This window comes from Dehalogenimonas formicexedens (assembly GCF_001953175.1).
Lineage (GTDB): Bacteria > Chloroflexota > Dehalococcoidia > Dehalococcoidales > Dehalococcoidaceae > Dehalogenimonas > Dehalogenimonas formicexedens.
Genome location: NZ_CP018258.1, coordinates 1,829,223 through 1,855,382, shown reverse-complemented (window position 1 = coordinate 1,855,382; position 26,160 = coordinate 1,829,223). Strand labels below are relative to the sequence as shown.

At 56.0% G+C, this 26,160-nt stretch carries 21 protein-coding genes, 1 tRNA gene and 2 pseudogenes; 9 read left to right on the top strand and 15 right to left on the bottom strand.

Annotated elements, in window-relative coordinates; genetic code table 11:
- Positions 1-38 precede the first annotated feature (38 nt).
- The 6 genes from Dform_RS09660 to Dform_RS09635 form a co-directional block, all read right to left on the bottom strand.
- A complete protein-coding gene (locus Dform_RS09660) occupies positions 39-395 on the bottom strand; it encodes a J domain-containing protein (protein WP_058439973.1) in 357 nt (118 codons plus the stop codon).
- A 4-nt stretch (positions 396-399) separates the two neighbouring features.
- Complete coding sequence (locus tag Dform_RS09655) at positions 400-621, bottom strand: hypothetical protein (RefSeq protein ID WP_058439972.1); 222 nt, start codon at positions 619-621, stop codon at positions 400-402.
- Positions 618-866, bottom strand: a complete 249-nt coding sequence (locus Dform_RS09650; protein WP_058439971.1) for a hypothetical protein — start codon at positions 864-866, stop codon at positions 618-620. The genes Dform_RS09655 and Dform_RS09650 overlap by 4 nt, the downstream gene beginning before the upstream one ends.
- Complete coding sequence (locus tag Dform_RS09645; RefSeq protein WP_065128761.1) at positions 863-3,157, bottom strand: DUF3854 domain-containing protein; 2,295 nt, start codon at positions 3,155-3,157, stop codon at positions 863-865. The genes Dform_RS09650 and Dform_RS09645 overlap by 4 nt, the downstream gene beginning before the upstream one ends.
- 7 nt (positions 3,158-3,164) lie before the next feature.
- Positions 3,165-4,148 (bottom strand): recombination directionality factor, encoded by a 984-nt coding sequence (locus Dform_RS09640; RefSeq protein WP_058439970.1) that lies wholly within the window; start codon positions 4,146-4,148, stop codon positions 3,165-3,167.
- A 113-nt stretch (positions 4,149-4,261) separates the two neighbouring features.
- On the bottom strand, positions 4,262-4,498 hold the full coding sequence (locus Dform_RS09635) for a helix-turn-helix domain-containing protein (protein ID WP_058439969.1): 237 nt from the start codon (positions 4,496-4,498) through the stop codon (positions 4,262-4,264).
- Between the two features lie 161 nt (positions 4,499-4,659).
- Between Dform_RS09635 and Dform_RS09630 the strand changes: the two genes are divergently transcribed.
- From Dform_RS09630 to Dform_RS11855, 3 genes and pseudogenes are all read left to right on the top strand, one after another.
- The gene (locus Dform_RS09630) at positions 4,660-5,058 is read left to right on the top strand and encodes a helix-turn-helix domain-containing protein (protein ID WP_058439968.1); all 399 of its coding nucleotides are present in this window, start codon (positions 4,660-4,662) and stop codon (positions 5,056-5,058) included.
- Positions 5,055-6,005: an ImmA/IrrE family metallo-endopeptidase gene (locus Dform_RS09625; RefSeq protein WP_058439967.1), complete on the top strand. Its 951-nt coding sequence runs from the start codon at positions 5,055-5,057 to the stop codon at positions 6,003-6,005. The genes Dform_RS09630 and Dform_RS09625 overlap by 4 nt, the downstream gene beginning before the upstream one ends.
- A pseudogene (locus Dform_RS11855) lies at positions 5,995-7,062 on the top strand (recombinase family protein); the annotation flags it as partial. The gene Dform_RS09625 and the pseudogene Dform_RS11855, both read left to right, overlap by 11 nt.
- 500 nt (positions 7,063-7,562) lie before the next feature.
- On the opposite strand, the gene Dform_RS09605 reads toward Dform_RS11855, so the two are convergent.
- The 5 genes from Dform_RS09605 to Dform_RS09585 form a co-directional block, all read right to left on the bottom strand.
- Positions 7,563-7,638 (bottom strand) — tRNA-Ala (locus tag Dform_RS09605).
- Between the two features lie 33 nt (positions 7,639-7,671).
- Complete coding sequence (locus tag Dform_RS09600) at positions 7,672-8,334, bottom strand: metal-dependent transcriptional regulator (RefSeq protein WP_076004818.1); 663 nt, start codon at positions 8,332-8,334, stop codon at positions 7,672-7,674.
- A complete protein-coding gene (locus Dform_RS09595) occupies positions 8,331-8,528 on the bottom strand; it encodes a hypothetical protein (protein WP_076004817.1) in 198 nt (65 codons plus the stop codon). The genes Dform_RS09600 and Dform_RS09595 overlap by 4 nt, the downstream gene beginning before the upstream one ends.
- Positions 8,525-10,564, bottom strand: coding sequence for a ferrous iron transport protein B (gene feoB, locus Dform_RS09590; RefSeq protein ID WP_225973678.1), 2,040 nt, complete (start codon positions 10,562-10,564; stop codon positions 8,525-8,527). Before feoB ends, Dform_RS09595 begins: the two co-directional genes overlap by 4 nt.
- A 1-nt stretch (position 10,565) precedes the next feature.
- A complete protein-coding gene (locus Dform_RS09585) occupies positions 10,566-10,979 on the bottom strand; it encodes a Fur family transcriptional regulator (protein ID WP_225973677.1) in 414 nt (137 codons plus the stop codon).
- A gap of 27 nt (positions 10,980-11,006) precedes the next feature.
- Between Dform_RS09585 and Dform_RS11645 the strand changes: the two are divergent.
- Positions 11,007-11,555, top strand: a pseudogene (locus tag Dform_RS11645) (DUF5946 family protein).
- A 72-nt stretch (positions 11,556-11,627) separates the two neighbouring features.
- Here the strand turns inward: Dform_RS11645 and Dform_RS09580 are convergent.
- The 4 genes from Dform_RS09580 to Dform_RS09565 form a co-directional block, all read right to left on the bottom strand.
- Positions 11,628-12,317 (bottom strand): winged helix-turn-helix domain-containing protein, encoded by a 690-nt coding sequence (locus tag Dform_RS09580; protein WP_083635441.1) that lies wholly within the window; start codon positions 12,315-12,317, stop codon positions 11,628-11,630.
- Positions 12,318-12,524: 207 nt separating this feature from the next.
- A complete protein-coding gene (locus tag Dform_RS09575; RefSeq protein ID WP_076004815.1) occupies positions 12,525-13,208 on the bottom strand; it encodes a response regulator transcription factor in 684 nt (227 codons plus the stop codon).
- Positions 13,205-15,541 carry a PAS domain-containing sensor histidine kinase gene (locus tag Dform_RS09570; protein ID WP_158513504.1) on the bottom strand — a complete coding sequence of 779 codons (2,337 nt, stop codon included), beginning with the start codon at positions 15,539-15,541 and terminating at the stop codon, positions 13,205-13,207. The genes Dform_RS09575 and Dform_RS09570 overlap by 4 nt, the downstream gene beginning before the upstream one ends.
- A gap of 224 nt (positions 15,542-15,765) precedes the next feature.
- Complete coding sequence (locus Dform_RS09565; RefSeq protein ID WP_076004813.1) at positions 15,766-16,725, bottom strand: presenilin family intramembrane aspartyl protease; 960 nt, start codon at positions 16,723-16,725, stop codon at positions 15,766-15,768.
- Positions 16,726-16,887: 162 nt separating this feature from the next.
- Here Dform_RS09565 and Dform_RS09560 point away from each other — a divergent pair, with 162 nt between their 5' ends.
- From Dform_RS09560 to Dform_RS09545, 5 genes are all read left to right on the top strand, one after another.
- Entirely contained in the window at positions 16,888-19,818 is a 2,931-nt protein-coding gene (locus Dform_RS09560; protein ID WP_076004812.1) for a cation-translocating P-type ATPase, read from the top strand.
- 179 nt (positions 19,819-19,997) lie between these two features.
- On the top strand, positions 19,998-20,153 hold the full coding sequence (locus Dform_RS11410) for a hypothetical protein (protein ID WP_158513503.1): 156 nt from the start codon (positions 19,998-20,000) through the stop codon (positions 20,151-20,153).
- An 18-nt stretch (positions 20,154-20,171) separates the two neighbouring features.
- Positions 20,172-20,528, top strand: a complete 357-nt coding sequence (locus Dform_RS09555; protein WP_076004811.1) for a response regulator transcription factor — start codon at positions 20,172-20,174, stop codon at positions 20,526-20,528.
- A gap of 103 nt (positions 20,529-20,631) precedes the next feature.
- The gene (locus Dform_RS09550; RefSeq protein WP_076004810.1) at positions 20,632-24,768 is read left to right on the top strand and encodes an acyl-CoA dehydratase activase; all 4,137 of its coding nucleotides are present in this window, start codon (positions 20,632-20,634) and stop codon (positions 24,766-24,768) included.
- A 530-nt stretch (positions 24,769-25,298) separates the two neighbouring features.
- Complete coding sequence (locus Dform_RS09545) at positions 25,299-25,877, top strand: NADPH-dependent FMN reductase (protein ID WP_076004809.1); 579 nt, start codon at positions 25,299-25,301, stop codon at positions 25,875-25,877.
- Positions 25,878-26,160: the final 283 nt, after the last annotated feature.

Here is a 26,160-nt window from a genome sequence, read left to right as displayed (position 1 = left end):
CTCGGAAAGTTGTTCCAGAACACTTTCATCCTTCACCTTTACCACCTCCTCTCGACGGAGATCTTCTTGAAGGCCTCGGTCACCAGTTGAGTCAGGTATTCGGTGCCCTTGATGCCGGCGGTGTCCGGGTGAAGCTTTCGGAGTAGGTCCAAGTAGCGGCGTCTTACCTGCTCCTGCGGCGTCCCCCGGTCACAGCCGAGGACCCTGTAGGGATCCTGAGCAGGCGGTTGAGGCGGCAAATGCTTACCAGCCGAAACGTCCACGCCGAGCCTCTGGGCGAAGTTCATGACAGTGGTTGGGTCGGCGGCGCTGGTAAAGAGCTCGCACATGAACACTTGAAGCTCGTTTGCCAGGTCTTGCTGTATCCTCTTGATTCTGTTGAAGCGTTCTTCCATGGCATCACCACCAGAAATGGCCGCACAGGATTCCGAGGAAAAAGCCGATAAGAATCTGCCACCAATACTTTCCGCCGAGCCTTGCAAGCAGCATACCCAGGCCGAGAAAGATAAGCATGAAGAAGAGGGGCGATTTCTTCTGGTCGTCGCGGATGATCTCGGTCCAGGGTTTCCCGCCGACCCGGCCCCATAAGCTTTCGTAGAGTCTTCCCAGAAAATCGATCATCTTTTTGACACCTCTTTCTTTTTGAGCCAACCGCGTTCCCCATCCGGGACGGCCGGTCCCAGTCGGTTGAAATCGAGGCAGGCTTGGCAGATGTCGAGCGCCAACGGCTCGCCGCGGGCCAGCCGTATGATGTCGATGCCGCCGTTTCCCGCCTTGTCGGACAGAGGGAACCCCCTCCGGCAGAAGATCCTTTTCCCATACGCCCTGGCATGGGCGCATTCATAGAGAGTCCTTTTTTTCTTCATGTCGTTCCCTCCGGCTGATGATAAGACGCCGTATTCCCTACAGAACCTTTCGAACCTTTCAAACCTTTCGCCTCACGTTCAGGCTCACGTACGAAAGGTTTTTCGAAAGGTTTTTCCGCCCTTTCAGAACCTTTCGTCCCCTCCAAAGCTAAATCCGACGAATTTCCGGCTTTTTCAGCGAAAGGTTTTTCCTTCGCTTGAGAACCTTTCGGGGAATCTGAAGCTGTTTCGAAAGGTTCGAAAGGAGTGAAAGGTTTTTTCTCGGATACGGGGGGTTCGAGCTTAAGGCCATATTGCTTGATCAGGCTTTCGACCCTTGCCTGATCCCAGCAGACCACCCTTCGCCGCGTGCTGCTGCCCTTCTCTTTTTGAAAGCCGAGCCGCCGGGTCAGCCAGCCAGCCTTTTCCGGGTTGAATGGAGCCTCCTCTTCATCCATGGCGCTGGCGCTTATTGCGATGTTTTTGAGTGACAGTTCCTTGTTTTCCCGGTGCAGTTCAATCATTGCGGCAAGCACCCGTCCGGCGTCGCTTTCTCGGCGTCTGGTGTAAAGCGATTCCTGTAGCCGGTGGACGAAACTGCCCAGCGCCTCCGCCATGGCGTGGTCGCCGTTAAGCATGGCCTTCATCGGAATGAGTATCTCCTGAAGGCGCGGCTGCAGGTTGGGTTCGAGGAGTTCGTTGCCGAAGGTCTTGCCCCTGAGACGGCAAAGGTTGTGAAGGCGAAAGGTGAGCAGCTTTGACCGCAGGGTCCCGACCTCTTTGTCGAAAGACGCCGGCAGCACGCGGGGGATGTCCTCGCGGGTGAGCGGCATCATCTCGGACGTCAGACAGCGACTCTCGAGGGCTTCGTCGCTGAATGGGAACCTGGTCGACAGTAGTTTCGGCCCGAACACCTGGTAGCCGCGGGGAAACCATTTCCCGTTTTCCTTGTCGGCTCTAAGGACCGGCATCCCTGGCCGGTAGCCGTTATTGAGAAGCTTCACCATCTCCGTCCAGGCTGAGGAATCCTTGAAGTCGGCTTCATCAAGCACCAACGTTCCCCGGAATTGCTCCAGAATGCGAAAGATCGGCGACGGCGTGGTAGCGCCCGAGGCAAACATCGGGCGGAAGCACACGCTGCCGACAACCTGCAAAAAACGTGTCTTGCCGGTGCCCCAGTCGCCGATCACCCGGAGATATGGAATCGAAGGGGCGAACTCGTAAACCCAGCTTAAGAGGACGTAGAGCGAAGCGATCTCCTCGAAATCAGACGGCAGCTCCATATAGCGGTGGATAAAGCCCTTTATCTCTCCGAAGAGTTTTGCCTGAGAGTCATAAGGCGCGGCGCCGGGGGCGAAGTGCACCACATGGCCGACCAGCGAATCGGTGGTCGGCAGGTAGGTCACCTTCGAGGTGTCGTATTGCCAGACTTTCTTGATTGCCCCACCGTCTGAAACCATGAAATACCGGTCATCTTCATCGACCACCATCTCGCCCACCGTGCCGTCGCGGAGGATGAAACCGGAGACATACCGCTCCCGGTCTTCTTCTTCCAGCTTGAACTCACCGACCAGCTTTTCGGCATCGGCGAGGGAATACTTGAGCAGGTAGTCGTCGATGCCCGTTTTGCCCTGGCCTTCCAACTGGGGCAGTTGGACGATTTGCACTTTCGCCCCTTTACGCCGGATGTGCTCGGCGACATGAGACAGTGCTTTCCTCACCGGCTCCTTGGTCATGATGTCGGAGTCGAAGGCGAGGTAAACGGTGCGTTCTTTAAGGGCGATGTAGTCCCAATCGGCGAGGAAGGTCACGCCGCCGAACTCGTTCTTGCCTTTGAATCCCCAGACACCGGTGACGGATATGGCGCAAGCACCGCGGCCGGCCAGGGCATCGGCTTTCTTGGAGCCCTCGGTGATCCAGAGCGGCACCTTGGGGTTGCCGAGAGCTTTCTGGCAGCGGGGCGGGCAGTCGAGCCGGTTTGCCGACCCTGCCGGCAGCTCGTATTTCACCATCTTGCCCTGGTTGTTGGTGCGGGGGTTATCGGGCCGGAGTTGGTACCCGGCCGCCTGCCCGTCGACGCCCCACAAAGGGATTAGGAGGCCGGGCACATGCTGTTGCGACTGTGCAAAGCCGAGCCTTGATAGCTCAGCCTTGCACACGATGCTCCGGTACTTCCGCTCCCGGATGATGTCGAGGTCGAGGCCGGTGTCATCCAGGAGATGCCTTAAGTGACTCTCCAGGAGTTCCGGCACGGCCTCGCTGAACGCGTCGGCAGTAGCGGTCTTTTCGCCGCGTGAGTCTTTGGTGGTCATGTTCTGACTAACATGCGGTGTCGCGGTCTACTGCTTTAAGGAACCGGTTAAGCCCCTCGGCGGTGAATTTCGCCGGCGGTAGCGGCCAGTTGAAATCTCGTATCTCGACATCGATGTTGCAGTGCTTGCTAAACCACTGCCTGAGCTGGTGTTCCCTAATATCGAGTTGCCACACCTTGCTCTTGGCCTTGTCCCAGAGTCTGATGAGGTCGCGCTCGGTGGCACCGTCTTCGAGCCTGATATTCTCCTTATTGATATTGATTGCCTCTTCGGGGAAAAGGTCGTCCGGCACCGCGCTGTCGGGCGGCGGCAGGAGCAGCACTTCGCTCGGCGGCATCTGTGCGAGCTTCTGGATCTCGGCCAAGGTAGAATGGGAGGTCAGTAGCAGCACCCGGACCGTTTTCTTCCTGCCCTCGATGTCGACCTCCTTCTCGATAAGCCTTAAAGAAAGCGGAATCATCGACAGCCGGCCGCAGGCACTCTTGATCAGGTCAAGGCTGTTGTTGACGTTGAGGATGGAATGATACGAGCCGGTGTCGAGCTGGTAGACGCCTATGCCCGGGCAGTCGGGGATGAGGAACTGGAGGTTCATCACCCGCTTGCAGCGGCCGGTTTCGTAGTGGTGGCACGACTTTGGGCTGCAGGCGATTTCCCTTAGTTCGGTCTCAGCATCCTCGTGGGTGGCGACCTGGCCGGTTTTCGTGTTCACCCTGGCCACTGCCGTCTCGCCGTCGCCGCGGCAGATGAGGCCGCGGTAGGCCGAGTAGCATCGTAGGTACTGGCTGGCCCACTGGTTCGGGTTTTCGGTCGGCAGCATGACCGAAAGCTCGGTCGGACACTGCCCAAAGACCTTCTTCACCTCATCCGGGCAGACGAAGTAGTCGGTCGGGACTGGATAGGAGAACCCTTCGCTAGACTCCCTTTGCAGCCCCAGCCTGATTTTCCCCAGCCTCGGCAACCTGATGACCCCGGTAATTCCCTTGATCGGCATTTCCTTCTCCCTCCGTGTTGATTTCTTTCGTTCTGGCCAAATTCTTCAGGTGAGCCCTAGCGATCATGCGGGCCCAGATACGCAGACCGTTCTCAAAGTCTTCCCGATCGGCTTCAATCGTCATTACCAGCCCCGTTTTCCTGGATGGTGAACAGGTCGTCGAACGAACTGCCTTTGAAGTAGTCGAGAAGTTGCTGGCGTACTGCGGCAGTCGGGGCTTGCTTGCCGGCGAGGATGCGGCAGAGGTAACTCGGCGACAGACCGATCTTCTTGGCAAGGAGCTTGCGCGAGAGGTTGTGGCGAAGCATTGCTTTTTCAAGGTTATCCCTGTTCAAAACCACCTTGAACATGTGCCACTCCTGAAAGAATTAGTGAGCACAATAGTAAAACATCAGACGGGTCAGGTCAAGGCCGGAATGTCACTTTCATCTCAAAACAAACGTAAAATAATTGTCGGAAACATGTTGCATCTGTTACCAGAATGTGCTAACATTGTGAACATGGAGGACCTATGCCAGATTTCGCGGGATATATAAGACAACTGCGCCAGAAGCAGCGGCTTTCCTTGAGGGACGTCGCGCAGAAGACCGGCATCTCTTATTCGTACTTGGCCCAGATCGAGCAGGGCCGGAGAAATCCGCCCGGACCTGACTTCATGAAGCGCCTGGCGCCCGTCTACCAGGTGACGCTCAAAGACCTCCTCAGGGCGGCCGGTTATCTCGAAGAGAATGAACCTAGTCTTAGCGACGAACAGGAAGTGGAGATGGCTTTCAATTACGTCATGAACGACCCCCGCTACCATTCCGGTACCCGCATGACGGGTGAACTGACGACGGACGTGAAGCGGTTTATAGTTGAGATGTACGAGAAGGCCACCGGGAAAAAGCTGCTGCCGGGGCGCAGCGAGTGAAGAGCCTCAATGACCTCGAGGGTTTCTGCGACTACCTGGTTGGGAAGTATGGCAATCCCAGGGCTTCGACCGAGGATCAAAAGGCAGAGGAGTTCAGGCAGATCTATTTGAGGGATTTACCGGCGAACGTGAGGGCGCTAAGAGCGGTTGCTTCATGTTTCGGTGTCCACCTGAAAGAGTCGGAGAAAATGCCGCGAAATGTGAGGGGCTATCACGAAATGTGCGGCGGCCGGAAATACATCTATTATCGCCGGAACGATACGGCCAGCGGCATCGAGAACACCATCCTTCATGAGCTGAGAGAGATGATGGAGACTGTGTTTGTGCAGACTGAGCCGGGATACGAGCCGCTGAGGACGAGCGCCCGCCACATCGCCGCCAACCGGTTTGCATCGGCGGTCTTGCTGCCTGAGGACGAATTTCGTGAAAGAGCCTACCGGGCTGGATTCGATGTCATCGGCCTCTCCGGGATTTACTCCAAGAGCTGTTCCCAAATCCTGCTGCGTATAGGTGAAGTGATCCAGGACCGGCTATTTTTCTACGGCGCGCTGTATGAACCGGACGACGCCGAAGGCAAAGAATGGGCAGTCACGTACTGGTCGGGCTCCCGGAACGGAGAAACGAAACCAAGCATCTTCGGTATCGACGGGCCTTTCCCCAAAAAGGGCAGGCGAGCGTTGCCCGGTTCTCTCGTTGACAAGGCCGTGAAAACCAAAATGCCTCATCTATCTAGCAAAATCACCCTGAATCACGCCTGGAGTTTCAGTGACGAAAGACTCATTGCCCTGGCTCAACCCATGGTCAATACCGCCGCCGAGGTCGAAAAGGTGGCTCTCATTATAATGAACACCTGTGATAGCCACCTTCTCCAACCTCAAATAGACGCAATTAAACCAATCTCGCTGGAGGGCATTCCGGCATCTGTAGGAGGAAAAGATGGACATTGAATCTAAAGCAGTCGCCCTTTATGCCCGGGTTTCGTCAGACAAACAGGACACCGACCTCTCGATTTCAGCCCAGATTCGTTCGATTAGTGAGTACGCTGCCAAAACCAATTGTCGGATAGTACGCGAATTCATCGACGAAGCGGAAAGCGGGCGTACTGCTTCGCGACCGGCGTTTAAGGAAATGGTCGCCTTGGCCCGGGCCAAGAATCCGCCTTTCTCGGCCATCCTTGTTTGGAAGCTTAACCGTTTCGCCCGGAGCCGCGCCGACTCGATTACTTACAAGACACTGCTTCGTAATAAAGGCATCGAGGTAATTTCGATCAATGAGCCGGTTGACGACAGCCCGACCGGGCGGCTTCTGGAAGGCGTCATCGAATCCATCGATGAGTTCTACAGCGCCAACCTGGGCCAGGATATCCGGCGTGGTATGCGTGAAAATGCCTCCCGAGGCTTTTTCAATGGCAGCAAGCCTGCTTACGGCTTTCACGTCGTCCATGTCAAAGATGGCGACAGGACCAGGAACAAGCTTGAGCCCGATTCTGAAGGCTCATCAAGTGCCCAGACGGTCCTTCGTATCTTTGATATGGCCATGAAAGATATGGGATGTAAAGAGATAGCCAAGACCCTGAACAGTGAAGGACTTCGAACAGAACGCGGCCAGCGCTGGGGCCGGACTACTATTTATAAGATACTATCAAACGAGGCTTATACCGGAACGCTGGTCTGGGGAGACCGCCCGGGCTGTGCAGTCCGTCGTTGCGGCGAGAAACCGGTAAGAGTCGAAAACGCCTGGCCGGGTTTGATCGACCATAAAATATTTAAATCTGTCCGACATAAAATGTCCATGAAAAAGCCAGAGATTACCCATCCCAGGACTGTCCCGAGCTTCTATCTACTGAGTGGATTGTTTCATTGCCGCTGCGGCGGGGCGATGATGGGCCACAGCGCCAAATCGGGAAAGCACTTTTATTATCTATGCTCTAAAGGCGCCAAGCAGGGCAAGGCTGCCTGTGATATGCGGATGCTGCCCAAGGAAAAATTGGAAAGACAGATCGTTCATGAACTGCGGACACGGGTGCTGACCGATGAGAACATGGAGAAAATGGCACTTCTTACTAATGAGGAGCTTCGGTCAACTTCAGGCGCACTTAAAGAACAACTGGATGTTATTGACGCCGAACTCGCTGATACCAGGGCCAGGCTGTCAAGGCTGTACGATGCGCTTGAAACTGGAAGAATTGGAATCGATGACCTTGCGCCGCGGATCGGTGAGTTAAGAAGCCGGCTGGCGGAACTTGAGAACAGCCGACTCAAGGTCGAAAAGGAAATCGATAAAGAAGGGGTTGAGCTGATTGACATCGACTCGGTGAAGACGCGTGCCCGAGACCTTCGCCAACTACTGGTCGATTCGAGCCTGACCGAAAGAAAGTCTTTCCTCAGGTCGTTTGTCCGGGAGATAAATACCGATGGAAAATCCGTGAGGGTGAGATATAAGCTCCCCATCGTGGTTGGCCCCGATGGGAGCGGTTATGATGCGGTTCTACCTATTGATAATCATGGTGGAGCTGAGGGGATTCGAACCCCTGACATCCTCCTTGCAAAGGAGGCGCTCTCCCAGCTGAGCTACAGCCCCACGAAGACGCCTGAATTATATCAGCGGTTTCCGTTATCGCGCAATCGGTCGCTGATCCTCGGTCAGGCGCACGTAAATGGCGTCAGACATTTCCCGGTCGGTGGCGAACTGGCTCATACCGGCTTGGAAAACGTAAGATGGGAAACTCTGGATGAGCTTGACTGGAGCGCCCGGCAATACGCCCATCGCCATTAATTTCTGGAGTTTACTTGCCTCGGGGGCGTAAAGATAGGCCACCGTTCCGTGCTGGCCCGGCCTCAATTCGGATAATGGAGAAACCAGCTTCTGCGGCTTTCCTGCCGCTTCCTGGCAACATCTGCCTGGAGGGATGGGCTTGTTGTGAGGGCAGACTTTGGGGTGCCCGAGGAGGATACAGATGTTTTCATCGAGACCCTTGTCCAGCAGGTGTTCGAACTTGCAGGCCTTATCATGCATCAGGCGGTCTCGGGTACCGAGGACGTCATAAAGCAGCCTCTCCGCCAGGCGATGGCGGCGGACGACGCTGCGGGCTTCGGGCAAGCCCTTGTCGGTCAGAACGAGCGAACCATCCCCGCCTGATACGATCAGGCCTCCCTCGATCAGTTGCTCCAGGGCCTGGTGAGACTGGAATTCATCGGCTTTGACCGGGATTTTTTCCTCTTGTGTTCGGATCCACATCGTTTCCAGGATTTCTTCGCCATGTTCGTCGATGTTCATGGTTTTCTCCTCAGCCGCTTGATCGCCGAGAACAGCTTGGGCTCGGCCGGCATTTCGTAGGCGCAGTTAGGGCACCTTAATAGCTTGCAATTCTTCGCCAGCGGGCATGATCCGCAGTAACCGGTGCTTGAGACGGCATCGAATTCGAAGCCGCAGAAAGGGCATTTGATTTTATCGTTGTCCGTTTCATTCATAAGTTGATCCCCAGGATTTTTAAAGTATGGTTCAGGACAAAGCCGACCAGGAACGCAAAGGGAAAAATGAAACCGGCAATCGCCAGCGCGGTCTTTAATCCGCGCTCCTTGATCATGACGCTGAACTGGGCAATGCAGGGTACGAAAAGGGTCATCACCACCGCCGAGATCAGCAGGGAGTTGCCGGTAAGGATCCCCTGCGTCGCCAGGGCATACAATCCGGCGGCGCCGAAGTCCCGACGGAAAAAGCCGATGACGAAGGCTACAGAGGCGGCGGCGGGAATGCCGGCGAATTCAACCACGGGACGCAATCCCCGTATCAGGAGGTCGAGCAGTCCAATAAGATCACCTGCCCACAGGACGACGCTGGCCAGGATGAAAATCGGGATGACTTCCATCAGGTACCACTCCAACCGGGCGTAGGTCTTCTGAAGGACGTTGGACAGCCGGGGCAGCCGTAGCGGGGGTACCTCCATGTAGAAACAGGCGCGTTCTCCGGGGATGATCCTGGAAGCCAGCCAACCGACCAGAATGAAGATCAGGACGATAATCCCCAACCAGGTTATAAGCATACCAGTCGACACTGAGAGGATGCCGAAGATCACGCCGAGCTGAGCCGAACACGGGATGGCGAGAGCCAGCAACAATGTGGTGATAATTCTTTCCCGCTTGGTCTCCTGCGTCCGGGTCACGATGGTGGCCATGGTATCGCAGCCAAAGCCGAGAACCATCGGGATGACCGCCCGGCCATTCAGGCCGATGAATTTGAACAGCCTGTCGATCAGCATCGCCAGGCGCGGCAGATACCCGGAATCTTCGATCATTGAAAAAATCAGGAAGAAAGTCGTCACGATCGGCAGTATGATGGCGATGGCGTAGGTCAGTCCGAGGGTGATGATGCCGTACTGGCCGACGAACAGGTCGGAGATCGGTTTTACTGGGATCAAGGTCGAAAGCGTATTTTGGAAGAACGGATTGATGATCTGGCCGAACAGCGTCTTTTCAAGCCAGCCGACCAGGAAACCCGCGCCGAACACGCCGACAACGTAGTACATGGCAAGCAGAACAGCCGCCAGGATGATGCCGCCGCTTAACGGCTGCATCATGGCCCGGGAAAGCCTTTCGTTGAAGCGGATCCCCGGTGTTTGCCGGTGGGTCATCACCTCGGAGGCTAGTTTGGAGGCTTCCTTCTGCAGATTCAAGGCCAGGAGATAAGCCGGCGGCTGGGGTAGGGCTAGCATCGTTTCCTCGACCACCCTGTCAACCGTTGACACATCATTGCCTTCGCCGGCCACCAGTCGCCGCACCTGTTCGTCCTGGCGCAGAAGAAGGAGAGCCACGGAGCGCGGTGAAATCCTTTCGGAGGGCGGACTGTCTTTGACCGAGGGGACAAGGCTGTCGATTGCGTTCTCGATGGCCTCATCGTAAACGATGGGTTGAATAAATCCCTGAGATTTGAAATCGAGGATCGCCTGCTTGAGTTCCGGCATTCCCCGCCCGAGGCTTGCAGCTGTTTCCAGCACCGGAACCCCAATGGCGGCTGATAATTTTCTTATGTCGATCGATAAGCCGTGAGCTTCGGCTTCGTCGATCATATTCAAAACGACGATAATGGGGAGTCCGGCTTCGATGAGTTGGAAAGTCATCGGCAGCATGCGTTCCAGGTTCTTGGCATCCAGGACATGCAGGACGACGTCGGGTTTTTCTCTGAGCAGGATGGCGCGTCCGACCCGTTCTTCCTCGGTGATGGAGTGCAGGGAGTACATTCCCGGGGTGTCGATGACCTCCACCGAATGCCCGTCGAGGACAGCGGTACCGCGGAAAATATCGACGGTGGTACCGGGATAATTGGAGATGATAACCCGCCGCCCGGTGAGGGCATGGAAAACCGAACTCTTGCCCACGTTGGGACTGCCTACCAGGGCTATTTTCAGCGCCGGTGTCCCGGCCAATTGGGATTTTGTGCGCTTGGGCATGCGCTCGTGGCAGGAGGCGCAGTCGTCAGAATAATCGATAACAAGGTCGGGTTGGGACATGTTAAGGTGCTTTCTTCCGGCAATCAGGGCAGATACCTGACAGGCTCAGTTCGCCGCTGTGGTTAATCTTGAAACCCGCGGCCTGGGGAACTTTCTCGATAACTATCTCGGTCAGCGGCAATTTGAATTCAACGACCTTGCCGCAGCCGGTACAGATCAGGTGATGGTGCTCACCGCGGTGAGAAATCTCGTAATGATGGTGGTTTTCGTCAAGGTGCCGTTCTTCGATAAGGCCGGTCTCCTTGAACTTGGCTAAAGCGCGATAGACGGTCGAAAGAGATAGGCGCGGCAGTTTTTTGCGCGCGCGCTGGTAGATCTCGCCGGCATCCAGGTGCCCTTTGCCCGCTCTGACGATATCCAGAATGACCGAGCGCTGATCTGTTGACTTGAGTTCGGTTTCACCCAATGGCGTCATGTTTGCCTCCATGGAACTGTCGCTGATATGCAAATGCTAATCATTTGCAATAAATATTATAAACCAAATGATCATTCGCGTCAATCTATGTCGGGTGATGGCCGGCGGGGTGCCGGAGAAAGCCGCCTGTGCCATAATTGGATGATGACGGTTGTGTGCCATGAGTGCGGCGCGGAATTACCGGCTGGCTTGTCTTGTGAAACTTATTTTCACCGGGCGCTGGCCTGGGACTTCGAGGACCCGGCGGGAGCTGGCGCCGTGCATCACCTGACCGTGCTATGCTACTTTTTGCAGCATCCCAGCCGGTACTCCCCGGAAGGGTAGGAGCATGCCCAAGGTCTTCTCGTTGAGTTCCTGGGAAACGGAAGGACTCCGGACTCGATTCGCCGCTCGGAAAGCGAAAAGGTGCGGAACAGCCGCAGGAATTGGCCGATCACCGCGCGCCGTCCTGGAGTGGGGGAATATGACCGCCTTCCGGTTTGGACGATGACAATAAGGGATGTTGTTGAGGGAGGCCTTGAAAAATACCCTGCAAGTGTTAAAAATTGGGCGAAATCGGTTCGTGACGCGCTGTGAGCAGCCGCAATCTGAATCGGGTGGAACCCAGGGCTAACAGGGCGGCTCCGGACTTTAAGTTTAGGCAGAAAGTCAGGACTGTATCGGTTTCACCAGGCGGTAGCCCAGGCCGGTTTCGTTGAGGATCATCGAAGGCCGCTTGCAATCGTCGCCCAGTTTTTGCCTTAAGCGTTTAATGTAGACTTTTAAGGTCGCCGAGGCGTCGGGATAATCGTCGCCCCATACCTGCTGGGCAAGGCTGCTGTAGGTCACGATGTGCCCGACATTTTCCATCATGTGCCGCAGGATGTTGTTCTCGGTCGGGGTAAGGGATACCTCCTTGTCACCGACGTACACCCGGTGCAGCAGGGCATGGAGACGGAGCAGGCCTACGACCAGCGACTCGCCTTCGTTGGAGCCGTTCGCCCGCTTGATGATGGCCTTGGTCCTGAGAACCAGCTCCAATGGTTTGTAAGGCTTTACGAAATAGTCATCAGCTCCGAGTTCAAAGGAACGTACCATGGTGGATTCATTGGCATCGTTCGAAACGACGACCAGCGGAACAGCGGAGAAGAGCCGGATGTCACGGATAAGATCAAGCCAGGCTCCGCTGGGGCTGGCGATGTTAAGCAGCATAAAATCGGGATGCCGCTTTTCAACGATGGACAGAGCTTCCTGTGAACTCGTAGAGGTCACAACGTTAGTGCCCGGCCATAGCATCTTGAATATGGCAGCCGGAGAATCGGTATCCTCTTGCTTTGGTGCTACTACTAGAAGGTCCATCGTTTTAATACGTTCATAAATTAACACCTGAATTATAACCTGAAATTCGGCAGGGGTATATCCGCCAACGCACGTATTTAAAATTACGAAACAGTTACTTGTAATGGGAATATATTAAGATTGCATAACCTGAATAACCAGCCTGATTAATAATTATTAACAGGCAGCCATTTTTGAGATACAGGCACCGAAACCTGAATCGCCTGATTACACAGGTTTGGCCAGATAGTAACCCACCCCGAAACGGGTAAGGATTATCTGGGGTTTGCCCGGATCGGATTCGATCTTTTCCCGTATGTGACGGATGTGGACTTTGATCGCTTCCGATGCTTCCGGGTAATTCGAACCCCAGAGTTTTTCCGCGATGGCGGAATGGGTGGCCGTTTCTCCGGGTTTCGACATGAGTTGTTCTAAAATATTGGCCTCGGTAGTCGTTAATATAGTGTCTCTGCCGCCGGTGTTCACCAGCCGCTTCGCCGCGTCGAAAGTCAGGCTGCCGTAGACCAGTGGTTTGAGTTCGCCCTTTGCCTGGTTGCGTCGGATAAGCGCCCTGATTCGGGCGATGAGCTCCATCTGCCCGAAAGGCTTAACGACATACTCGTCGGCGCCGAGTTCCAACCCCCTGACTATGTCCTTTTCTTCACCTCGAACCGTCAAAACAATTATCGGTACCTTGGAAAAAACCCTGATCGACTTGATGACTTCAAAGCCGTTCAGTCCGGGTAACCCGAGATCGACGGTGACGACATCAGGTTTGACCTTCCCGGCCATGTCAATGCCTTTTTCTCCAGTGTCAGCCACCTCAATTTCAATCCCCGGCCAGCCGATGCCAAGCGCCAGGGAAATGAAATCTACAATATCACGGTCGTCCTCGATAACCAGGATTTTCATTGCTCAAGGGCCTCCTTAACCGTTGTTAACGCCTTTGCGCGGACAGGCAGTGTGAATCCCACCGTTGTCCCGCGTCCGGGGCTTTCAATCCAGATTTGACCGCCGTGAAGGTTGATAATTGTTTTGCATAAGGCCAGACCCAGGCCGAGTCCGGCAAACTCGGAGTCATCATCCGACACTCTGGAGTAAGGCACGAACAGGCGATTCAGCTTCTCGGGTGAAATGCCGATCCCGGTATCGGTGACCTCGACGATAATCTTGCCCTTTTCCCGGCGGGCGCTGATACTGACCTGTCCGCCCCTGGGGGTATATTTGAAAGCGTTGTCCAGCAGGTTCAGCAGCACCCGGTTGAGCTGTTCTTTTTCACCTTGAATCCGGGGCAAAGCACCCGGCAGGTTTATTGAGAACACCAACCCCTTTTTTTCAGACACCGGGGTTGTATACATGGCGACATCTTTGATCAGCTCTACCAGATCGACGGGCCGCAACTTTAATTTTAATAGGCCGACCTCGCTTTTTGCCAGGTCAAGCATCTGATCGATCCGTTGTTGCAGCTGCAAAGCGCCGCTGCGTATATTGCGGCTCAACCCTATCAAGGGTTCTTCCTGGGCCAATTTAGCCATAATTTCACTCGAACCAAGGAGCGGCGTCAAGGGGGTTTTCAGTTCGTGTACCAGCGCCCGGGTAAAGAAGATTCTTTCGTCGATCTGTCGCTTCAAAGCCTGGCTGAGCGAACGCTCGCGTTCGTAAAGAGACTGAAGAGCTTCCTCCGCTTTTTGCCGGGATGCTATCTCCGCCGATAGAGCCGCGGTCCGTTCTTCGACCTTTACCTCCAGTTCAGCCTGGTAGCGCGCCCTTTCGGCTTCAACCCTCTTGCGTTCGGAAATATCGCGGATTACGGACATGACCACCCGCTTCCCTTCCAGTTCGAAGGTGTGTCCGTAAACCTCGCTCGGAATAAACCTGCCAGCTTTCGTCTTATGGGTTAATTCATAAACGGCATAGCCGGTCTTGTTCATCTGTTCGCCGGCAGCTAAGGTCCTGGAGAAGCTCTCGGGGGTATTTAGATCCGACCCGTTCAGCTTTAGCATTTCTTCCTTGGTGTATCCGTAGCGTTCCAGTGCCGTCAGGTTGGCTTCCCTGACGCGATAAACGCCGTCGTCCTGGATCTCCCACAGGATCATCGCGTCGGAGGCGTTGTCAAAGATCATCCTGTAGTTGGCTTCGCTGATCGCCAGTTCCCTGGCGATCTGTTTTTTATTGGTGACCTCAAGGGCATAAAGGTTGAGAACGCCAAGCTCCGGGTTCGGAAATATTTTAAGATCGAAGAAACGCCCGCCGCACTCGATTTCATAGTCCTCCATGTTGCCGCGGCTGAAAATTTCGTTGATTTGAGACTTCCAGTAATCCGGGAGCGTTCCGCCGACGGAGGTATTCCAGTACTGCAGTATCGGGAGGCTGGCGTTGTTGGCAAAGATGATCTTACCCTGGGGCGATAATTGCATCACCGGGTTCGGATTTACCGGGGGTAACGAAGCTGACCTGTTCTTTTCCGCTTCGTTCCGGCGCTGCTCGGTGATGTCCAGGAGGAAGCAGTGGCTTTTTGTAAAGGCGCCTTCGGAGTCGTAGTCGATTCTTCCGGTGAGCGAAATCAACGCGTGAGTGCCGTTTTTTCTATGCATAGTGAATTCGGTTTGTATTTCACCGCGTTTTTTGAACAGGGGGAATCTTTCCACGAACAGAGGTACCTGCTCCGGGATCAGGAAATCACAAAATCTGTGGCCGATCACCTCATCTTGTTCGTACCCCAGGGCGTTCAGCCACGCCGGATTCACTTCCAGGATAAATCCTTCGGCGTCCAGGGACTGGTATCCGATCGGCAGTTTTTCGTAAAGAGATCGGAAATGGACCTGATAGTTTCGTAATTGCGTCTCGATTTTATCTTTTTCAGCAGTTCGGGCGGCGAGTTGCTGATTAGCGGTCCGCAACTGCCGGGTCCGCTCGTCAACCACGGCTTCCAGTTTCTCACTGGCTAGCTTTCTGCCGGTGATATCTTCGAATATCGCATTGAATTCGCCGGGCGACAGGCGGCAAGCTGCTATTGAAAGCCGCCCGTTTGAACTTTCTAAGAACAACTCGGAGATCCGGGGTTCACCGGACGCCACAGTCTTCGTAATAAAATCAAGAGGGGGAAGCGCGAGTTTCCGCTGGCCACAGAGGGTTGACGCACTACGGCCGATTACTTCCTCCCTGGCGAGGCCGGCATAGCTCAATAAGGCATCATTCACATCGACAATCTCGTAATCGATCGGTGCGGAGCTTTTATCGTACATTACCCGGCCCCGAATGAAGCCGATCAGTGATCGGCCGAACAGTCCGGGCGCCTGATTGTCAGAAGAATCATTGTTAGGTTCAGTGTTCAATCCGGTTTCCGACACCTTTTCAGCCAGGGATCGTTATCGCTTTCAAGCAGGCAGACGGCGATAGCCGGTATCTGCGATGCCCATGCGGCAAAGAAGATTTTAATCCCTGCGAGGCTGGCGGCACAACTGCCGGTTTACCAGATTGAACGGATGATGAAAAGGCCGATAAGGGTGCAAACGGCTATGGGTGGCAGCGCGGGAACCGGTTTGCCCTTCACGATGAATTTTTGGATAAGATAGGCGCCGCCCAGGCCGGCGGTCCCGGCGATGGCCATGATAATTCCGGGCGCCAGGCCTTGCGCCTGGGAAAAATAAACCGAAGCGGTGAGCAGGCAGGGGAAGCTGATATCGCCTCCGCCGATGATCGAATACTTCCGGTCGGCGGGTTCGGTCTGGACGAGGGTTTGGACGCCTCGTTCCTTGATGCTGTCCCCCCATTCGCCGGCATAACGCGGAATGACCAATGCCGGCAGCGCCGCGGTCTGAGTCATTTTGTCGGCCATCCACACCATGAAACCGGACTTGACCGCGACAAAGTCGTAGACCGCCAGGGCGCCTATGATGATCATGCCGGTCCACGGCGTAATGAACCTGCCGAAGACCGCACCGAGGCTCACGAATGATATGACCAGCGCGGCATCGTGGAACCACACGCGGGGGATGAAAAACCAGATAACGCTGACGGCCAGGGCCATTACGATCGCGACCTGAAAAGGCAGCCACAAGGCTGCCATGATGAAAGTTCCCCACCCGAAAACCAGGGCGAAGACCCCCCGGAGCACCGTTTTCAACATCCTGACCGGGATCAACGCCAGCACTAGCCCCACAATGGCGACAACGACGGCAAAGTAGATCAGGATAGGCCCGAGAGAGGAATAGACCGGGACATCGATCACCTCACCGGAGGGAAGGGTGGTCTCGCCGGGCCAGACGGTCACGTCCTGAGGTGGCTGGCTCGGGACGTAGATGTTGTTTTCGTCCAGGAATGGATCGATCCGGTTGACCAAAAGCAGGGTCAGCACCTGGGCGATGACGAATAATAGTAGTCCCCAGACTATGGGGTTGATTTGACGGGTTTTTTTGGGTGTCGCCATTATTCGGGCGTTCTACCTGCCTTTGGCAAGATTGCTTCGTATTCTAACACAAGGCTAAGCTTAACAGTATTAACGCTTGATCGGCTCCAAAGTTAGGATGTGAAATATCGACAGAATTAGACCCGTTTGATTATTGCGGTGTGATTGTTTATAAAATGTCCGATGGTTTCCGAAAATTCCACGGAATCGCTTGAGGAACTGCTGCGCCGGTTCGGCACCGACATAAATTCGGGCCTCACCCAGGCTGAGGCTGGAATTAGGTTCGATAAGTACGGGCCAAACCTTATTCCAAGGCCGCCGCGTAACCTGTTCCAGGTCTACATTGCCCCCCTCCTCAACTGGCTGGTCAATATCTACCTGATTATCACCTCTATTCTGGCCCTTCTGGCGATCTTTGTCCTGCCCGATTTGTGGGGGCAGGTAACCTTCTGGATCGTTTTCATCGTGCTCAACGCGGCTGTGGCTATCATTCAACAGATCCGGGCGCAGAAGAAACTTGAAGCCCTGGAGAACATGTCTCCGCCTAAAAGCAAGGTCATCCGAGATGGCCAGATCAAAGAACTGAGATCGGAGGCGCTGGTTCCGGGGGACCTGATAAAACTGGAGCAGGGCGACCGGGTGCCGGCGGATTCGAGGCTCATCAAGGCATCGTTCCTAACCGTGAACGAAGCGCCGTTGACTGGAGAATCCGTCCCAGTGGAAAAGACCTCGGAGAACGCCTCTTCAGTTTCAGAAAACGGAAACATGGTTTACTTGGGAACATACGTTACGTCGGGCAATGCGATCGCGCTTGTGATCGCCACCGGCAGCCGGACGCGCCTTGGCAGCATCGCCGAAACCGTAACCAGGTTGAACACCGGCGACATCCCGCTCAGGCAAAAAGTAAACAAGGTAGCCCGCTATCTCGCCTCGGCGGTGGCGGTGTATCTGCTGATTTCACTGGCCTACCACCTGGTTTCATTGTACCGGGACGGAGAACTTGTGGCGGGCGGAGTCTTCAACACTCATTTGCTGGCTGAAACCGCCTCCCGGAGCCTCATTACCTCGATGAGCATCATGCCCATCAACATTCCCTTGCTGACCACCGTAATCTTACTCGCGGGAACCCTGGCTATGGCCAGGCACCAGGTGGTGATCAGGGACCTGTCGGCGGTGGAGAGCCTGGGACGCGTTTCGGTGGTGTGCACCGATAAAACAGGGACGATCACCAAAAACGAGATGACGGTCAGATGGCTCAGCCTGCCCGAAATTAAGGGCGCCGATCACATTTTTGGCGCCACAGGTACCGGTTTCGATCCGGCCGGGCGCTTGTTTGTCGCTGCAGACGCACCTGAGTCAGCGGTCGGAGTCGAATTCGACCAGGTGCCGGATTCCAGGCCAGCCGCATCGGTCGGCCCTGGGTCGGCGCTGGAAATGGTGCTGGTCTCGGGCATGTTGAACAATGAGAGTTCGATAGTTAAAGTCTTGAACAAAAATGCCGGTGGAACGGCCGAGGAGGCGTCGTATTGCGCCGTAGGCGACACCACCGATGCCGCCATCCTGACCCTTTTCCGCAAATCAGGCCTGGACGAGAATTATTTCCGGTCGATTTTCCGTGAAATCGCCTCTTTCCCTTTTGACTCGAATCTGAAGCGGGTGAGCAAGGTTTTCGCGGGCGGCAGGACCGTAAAAGTTGAAGTCTTTACCAAAGGCGCCACTGAAAGAGTGCTCGAAAAGTGTTCATCCCTGGTCACCGGCACGGTCAATGAAACCGTGGCTCTCGGCGATCAAGAAAAAGGCTACCTTATAAAGAAAGCGGAGGCGTTCGCCGCTCACGGCTACCGGGTCATTTCGCTGGCTTTCAAGTATATCGATGGGGCTACGCAATCATTGTCTAGGGATTCGGTCGAAAGCGGCCTTACCTACCTCGGTTTCGTCGCCATCATTGACCCTCCCCGGGATGGCGTCCTGGACTCGGTCGCCGAGGCCGGGAAAGCCGGCATCCGGTCGGTCATGGTCACCGGCGACAGCCTGGAAACCGCCCGCAGCATTGCCGGCCAGGTCGGAATCGTCCGTGACGGCGATCTGGCTTTTGCGGCGTACGATAACCGCCTCACCGACGAAGAATTTCTCAAAACCTCGGTCTTCGCCCGGGTCTCGCCCGAGGATAAGATGGCCATTGTCCGGCGGTACAAGCAATCCAACCGAACCGTCGCCGTCACCGGGGACGGGGTGAACGATGCGCCTGCTCTGTCGACAGCGGATGTCGGTATTGCCATGGGCGTGACCGGGACCGATGTAGCCAAACAGTCGTCGGATATGATCATCGCCGATGACTCTTTCAATTCAGTGGTGGTGGGAATCCGTGAAGGGCGGGGACTTTTTCAAAAGATCCGGTCGCTCATCTTTTTCTACATCGCTGTCAACGCGGCAGAAGCGCTGGTCTATTTCGGCGCTTCCTTTATTCCGGATTTCAGTCTTTTGAACTCCTGGCAGAGGATATACATCTTTACCACGGCGCACGCCATCCCGCCGCTGGCCTTCATCTCGGACCGTCTAAGCCGAGACGTCATGTCCGAAAAACCCCGCGACGGCGAGGACATTTTCAACCGGAGAACAACATCGGCAATGGCGCTGTTCATCGTATCGCTGGCCGCGGTGCTTTCATTGACCTACCTTTTTGCTTCTTCCGGGCTGGTGCCGGTCATGGACGGTAACCACCTGGGAACAGTTCCGGATTTCGGTGGCGGAGCCCTGGACCCGGTTGGATGGGCGCAAGCCAAGGCCCGCACCTTGCTGCTGACCGTGGCGCTGTTGAGCGAGACCTTGCTCGTGTTGTCCTTACGCCGTTTGAACAAATCGGCGTTCAGAACCCTCAAGGATGACAATTACTTGTTTGTCTGGCCGTTTCTGGCGTTCGTTCCGGTCTTTCACCTGGCTCTCATGTATTTTCCAGGGCTTCAGGCATTCCTGAATAATAGCCTCTCCATCAATCTGGAGATAATACGTCTGACCGCGGCGGATTGGATAGTTGCGCTGGTTTTTGCGCTGATTCCGATTGGTTTGCTGGAATGGTACAAAGCCCGCGTCCGTCAGCACGGCAGGTTCTTCTAGCCAAAAACGCTCCTGACCGCGTAGTTCCACTTTTATTGAGGGGCGGGTTTTGGATTCCGATACTGGCCGAATGGCCAATTAAAAACCCCTCCTCCGTCCACCCCAAATCCCGCCTAACCGCGGATACCGCCCCCGGGATGGTCCGTTATGCTTCTTACCATAAACAAAGGGGGCATGCCATGTGGATCATTCTCATCATTGCGGCGCTAGGCGTATTTTTATGGTTGACCGAACCCAAGCCGGAGCAATCGCCGGTAAGGTCCAGGGAGACGCCGGAAAGAAGTCCTGAAAGCAATTTTCACGCCGGCGGGATCAATCGTTTTCTGGACCGCTGATACCGGAGAAGAAGCTCGGTGAGAGTACTCATTGCCGACGATGATTTACAGGTGAGGAGAGCTTTACGGCTCCTCATCGAACAGCACTTCGACCATGTGGTGATTGAGGAAGCCGCAGCCGCCGAGCAGCTTTTGGAGATAAGCCCCGGCAACTCGCCTGATCTGATCCTGTTGGATTGGGAGTTGCCTGTGAATAACCGTTCCGGTCTGTTCCGGGGCATCAGGAACAAGTGTCCGGAAGCCGCCGTCGTCGCCCTGAGCGCGTTGCCGGAATCCAGGAAAGAAGCCTTAGCCTGTGGCTGCAGGGCCTTTATCAGTAAAAACGATCCCCCTGAAGCCTTCATACCGTTGTTGCGAGCCATGGCCACCGGTTGATCCCGGAGGCGCTCCCGATGTGATTTGAAGTTGGCGCCGCAGCTTCAAAGGTCATTATTTTGATTTGCCAACCCAATGGTTTTACAGCATAATTGCCGAAGCAATGAACTATTACCTTGGGCTGGACGTAGGATCGGTTAACGTCAAACTTTGTCTCGTCGATGACAAAGGGAGCGTGGTCAAACATGACATCGAAAAGATCGTCTTCGACGCCCGCCAGTCCGTCAACTCGCTTCTCAAACGCCTGGAACAATTCCCGGACATCGCCGGAGCGGGGGTCACCGGGTCCGGTAAGGAGTTGATTCCAGCTGACTGGCACTGGGGATCATACTCCAGTCCGCTGGCCGTTGCGTCGGGGGTGCTGCACGCCCATCCGGACGCCAGAACCATCATCCAGGTCGGCGGCCAGACCTCACTCGTCATCAGTCTTGAGGACGGATTGAAAAAGCCCTGGAAGGTGGTTTCCAACCCGCTTTGCGCTGCCGGGACCGGGCGTTTTCTGGAACAGCAGGCTTATCGGCTCGGTATCACCATGGAGGATTTCACCCGCATCGCCCTGTCCCAGCGGGGTCATGCGCCCCGGGTCGCCGCCCGCTGCAGCGTTTTCGCCAAGAGCGATATCATTCACCTGCAGCAGAAGGGCGTTCAGCTTTCGGCCATCCTGTCCGCGCTTTGCGAAAGCATTGCCCGGATGATCGTTTCATTGAAGAAAGGTCCTTTTGACGCTCCGTTGTACCTGGTCGGCGGGGTTGCCGCCAACGGCGCTGTGGAGCGGGCGCTGAACGCATTACTCTCAAGCCGGAACGGGTATGACGTCGCGGTGGCCGTACCGGGGGACGCCGTCTACACCGAAGCCCATGGCGCCGCCCTTTTATCGATAGGAAGGCGTTCCAAAATCGGCACGCTGCCGGTGGCCGATAACCGGCGGAATTATTTCCAGACCCCGCCGCTGGAGCGCCAGGCTGTGCCGGTACCCCCCTCCCTGCCTGTGATCACGGATCGCGGCAGCGGCTACCTGGGAATCGACGTCGGCTCCACCAGCACCAAGGCGGTCATCCTGGACAGCGTTACCGGCAAGATTATCGCCAAGACTTACCTGATGACGGCCGGCCGCCCGATCGATGCCGTAAAACAGGTGATGGTCGAGCTGATGAAGAAAGGCGCCGAAAATGTCGATATCGCCGGCGCCGGGGTCACCGGTTCGGGGCGTTACCTGGTGGGCGGTTTCGTCGGCGCGGATTTGATCAAGAACGAGATAACCGCCCAGACCCGGGCGGCGGCAGTGATCGATCAAGACGCGGATATCATCGAGATCGGCGGGCAGGATTCCAAGTTGGTTCTTAAGCGGAACGGCGTGGTCATAGATTGCCAGATGAACAAGGCCTGCGCCGCCGGCACCGGCAGCTTTATCGACGAACTGGCCGACCAGCTGGGCGTCAAAGTCACCAACGGTGATTTCGCCCGCCTCGCCTTTACCGCGCCATATACCATCGACCTGGGAACCAGGTGCGCCGCCTTCATGAGCCAGTCCATCACCTCGGCGCAGCAGGATGGGGTTTCCCTGCCCGTGATCACCGCGTCGCTGGCCAACGCCATCGCCAAAAACTATCTGTCGAAAGTGGTCGCCCACCGGAAATTGGGTCGAAACATTATCCTGACCGGCGCCGTGTTCTACAATGAGGCGGTGGTGGCGGCTTTCCGGCAGCAATTGCCGGATCATGAGCTCTCGGTGGCGGAACACCGGGAAGTCAGCGGGGCTGCTGGCGCGGCGCTCCTTGCCCGGGATCAGGGCCGGTTGTTCCCGGTGCCATCGGTCTTTAAAGGTTTCAAAGCCCTGGCCGAAAGCAGTTGCCACCTGACGACCTTCCCGTGTTATCACTGCGACAACAATTGCTCTATCACTCAGATGAAGCTGCCGGACGGGTCAGATTCGTTCTTCGGCAGCCGCTGCGACCGCTATGACTCCCGGATCGACAAGGTCAAGATCCGCACCGCCTTCGATGACCGGGAAGCGTTATTACTCAAAGATGCCGGCGGGGCCACAGGCCATGGACCGGCTGTCGGCATCCCGAGGGCTCTTCTGACCCATGATCTGGCGCCGCTTCTGACCGGTTTCCTGAACGCCCTGGACGCGCGCGTGGTAATTTCCCCCAGAACGACGGCTAAAATAATCGAGCACGCCATTGAACTCTCCTACACCGACAGCTGTTTCCCGGTGAAACTCCTTCACGGGCACGTCGCCTTCCTCAAGGACGCGGTTGATTTTATCCTCTGTCCCGCTGCCATCCGCCTGGGTCCCAAGGAAGGGGATGAAAATCAGAAATATGCCTGCCCGCTGGTGCAGGCGTCGCCTTTTATTGTACGGGAAGTTCTCGAAACGGGGGCTCGGCTAGTGTCGCCGGTCATTGATTTCAGCCTCGGCGACGATGAGGTTATCGCCAACCTCGCCCGCACCGCCCGCGAACTCGGCGCCCCGCCTGTCCGGGCACGCCAGGCGGCCGTGGCAGGCATCCGTTCCCAGAGACTATTTGAAACAGGCCGGGCGGCGGCCGGCCGAGAGGTACTGGCCAGCTTAAAATCCAGCGGCAAAACCGGGGTCGTCCTCATCTCCCGTTCCTATATGGCGGGGGATCCCGGGGCTAATCTGGGCATTGCCAATGCCCTGGCTCAACTGGGGGTCGAACCCATCCCCATGGACTTTTTGCCACTGGAGTCGGTCGATATCAGCCGATACACCGACCGGCCTTACTGGTCGTATGAAAGTAAATTCATCGCCGCGTCGGACATCATCGCCCGGGAGCCAAACCTTTACGGCTTGATGATCACCAACTTCGGCTGCGGGCCCAATTCCTTTATTTTGCCGGTACTGGAAGACATCATGGGCGGCAAACCCCTGGGCCAGTTAGAGGTCGACGAGCACGCCGCGGAAGCCGGCGTCATCACACGGCTTGAGGCTTTCGTCGATACCATCAACGGCTACTCGCGGACGGCACAGCGGCACGAAACGGCGCCTATAGATTATAAAAGGCAGACCTTGCCCGTAAGTGTCGATCACAAGACCTTTGTCATCCCGTTTATGGCCCCTTTTATCCGGGTTCTGGCCGGAGCGGTTGAAGCCAGCGGCCGGAAGGTAGAGGTCTTGCCGGAAACCGACGCGCGCAGCCTGCAGTTATCCAACCGGGTCACCGCCGGGACGGAATGTTTGCCCTATCGCGCCACCCTGGGGGACTTTCTGAGGTTCTGCGAGGATAACCGCGCCGCCGTACCGGGTTCTGAGTTCATCATGGCCAGCGCCTACGGTCCTTGCAGGCTGGGGAAATACGCCCTGGAACAGGGTATTGCCCTTAAACAAGCCGGTTACGACATCCAGGTAAGATCGACCACCTCCAACAAATCTTACGAGGATTTGAACCTTGGCGCTGATTTCCCGCGGCGCGCCGCCGACGCCATCTTTGCCGCCGACGCCCTTGAAAAGCTGCTCTGGCGCGCTCGCCCTTATGAAAAAGAATCGGGACTGGCGGACAGGCTATTCGAATCTTATGTATCCCGGTTCCGGGACGGGGCTCGCCGCTGGCAGAATTTGAACGGGTTGCTTGAGCATGCGGCGCGTGATTTCAAGGAAATCATAGACGTCACTTTGCCCCGCCGGCCCCTGGTCGGCATAAACGGCGAGATCTATCTCAGGGCCAACCGCTTTGCCAACGATGACCTCGCGCGCTGCTGCGAGGCGGCCGGGCTTGAAGTCACCATCTCGCCCACCGCCGAGTGGTTGAGGTATATTTTCCACCGCGCCCATGAGGACAATTTCAGGTTCCGGCGATACGGCAAATTGTTCCGGAGCTACCTCAGGCGCCGCGTCCTGGACGCCGACTACCGTAACAGCATCGGCGTGATCGAACATATCGTTGGTGGGTTGAGGGAAGGTTCCATCGAGGAAGTTCTGGCTAAGTCGGGACTCCACCTGTCGCCCCGGTGCGGCAGCGAGGCGGTGCTGTCCATCGGTTCGGGATTGGAATGGCTGGAAAGCCCGGATTTCGCCGGCGTGATCTCAGTCATGCCGCACGGCTGCATGCCCGGGGGCATCGTAGCCGCCATGGCGGAAAAACTGGCCTCATCGCTGCACAAACCCTGGGTCACCCTTACCTATGATGGTATCATGGAGAGCAACAACCGCACCCGGATTCAAAACTTCGCCGAGATAATCAGGTACTCGGCCTCTTCGATTTCGCCCCAAATGTAGGGGCGGGGTTCTAACCCGCCCTTCCGGTTTCATCCTTGAGGTGCCTCTTGTCATTCCGGCGAAGGCCGGAATCCCGTCTTCTTCTAGATCGCCACAAGACACCAGGTGCCCCTGGTTTGCGACCGGTATCGTAGGGGCGGGTTTTTAACCCGCCCTCTCCCGGTTCGTCATCGAACGCACCTCTCGTTATTTTGGCGAAGACTGGAATCTGCGCTGGTCTGGAGACCGGCTGCCCCGGTTTTGCGCCCGGACACTGTAGGGGCGGGTTTTTAACCCGCCCTCCCCCATTCCACCCTCGAACGCACCTCTCGTTATTTTGGCGAAGACTGGGATCTGCGCTGGTCTGGAGACCGGCTGCTACGGTTTGGCTATCGGAACATTGTAGGGGCGGGTTTTTAACCCGCCCTCCCTCAATATATCCCCCCCCCCCCCCCGATTGAATGATCGCCCTGGACATGATATCGGGCATTCTCGAACGCCATTAGACTTCTTGTTTGAGCTCGCCGCACGCCGTACTATAATCAATTTCGATGGAGACCAGGATCAAGGTACTCGGTTTTGCCGGCAGCCTGCGCCGGGGGTCCTTCAACAGGCTGCTGCTGCGGAACGCGGTCGAGCTGGCCCCTTCGGGCATGGAAATAAAAACGTTCGACCTGGCGCCCATTCCCCCCTTTAATCAGGACCTGGAGCACGACCCGCCCGCCGCGGTCAGGGAATTCAAATCGCTGATCCGCGCCGCCGATGCGATATTGTTCGTCACCCCTGAAGCCAACTACTCTGTTCCCGGCGTCATGAAAAACGCCATCGACTGGGCATCGCGGCCTTACGGCGATAATGCATTCAAAGAAAAACCGGCGGCCATCATGAGCGCTTCCATCAGTTCTTTCGGCGGAGCCCGGGCCCAGTATCATCTCCGGCAGATCATGGTTTTCCTGGAGATGTATCCTCTTAACCGGCCGGAGGTGATGGTGCCGCTGGCGGCGCAGGCTTTTGACTCAGACGGGAGGCTCATCGATCCGAAATCGCGGGAACTTATCGAACAGTTGCTGGCTGCGCTGCGGGATTGGACCCGCAAGCTGAATTGTGCCCCGGCGCTGGACGATGGCTGAACTAATATTGTAAACGTGGAAGGTCCGGTTCATCTTTGAACTCGCCACTTTAAAAATATTTTTGATCGGATTCCGGGTCAATCGTGAAATTAAAGAAGTTTTGTTTTTAGGTCAAAATGGATTGTCGTAAAATTTAGATTGTGAATCTGGCAAGATTGAGAATTGGACATTTAATCCAACCAACGTAAGGCGCCTTTGACAGTATTAGTACCATGGTGTTAGAATCCGGCAGGTTTGAAAAGTCTCTGCGGCCGGGGCGAAAAAGAACCAGCCGAACTGCTTG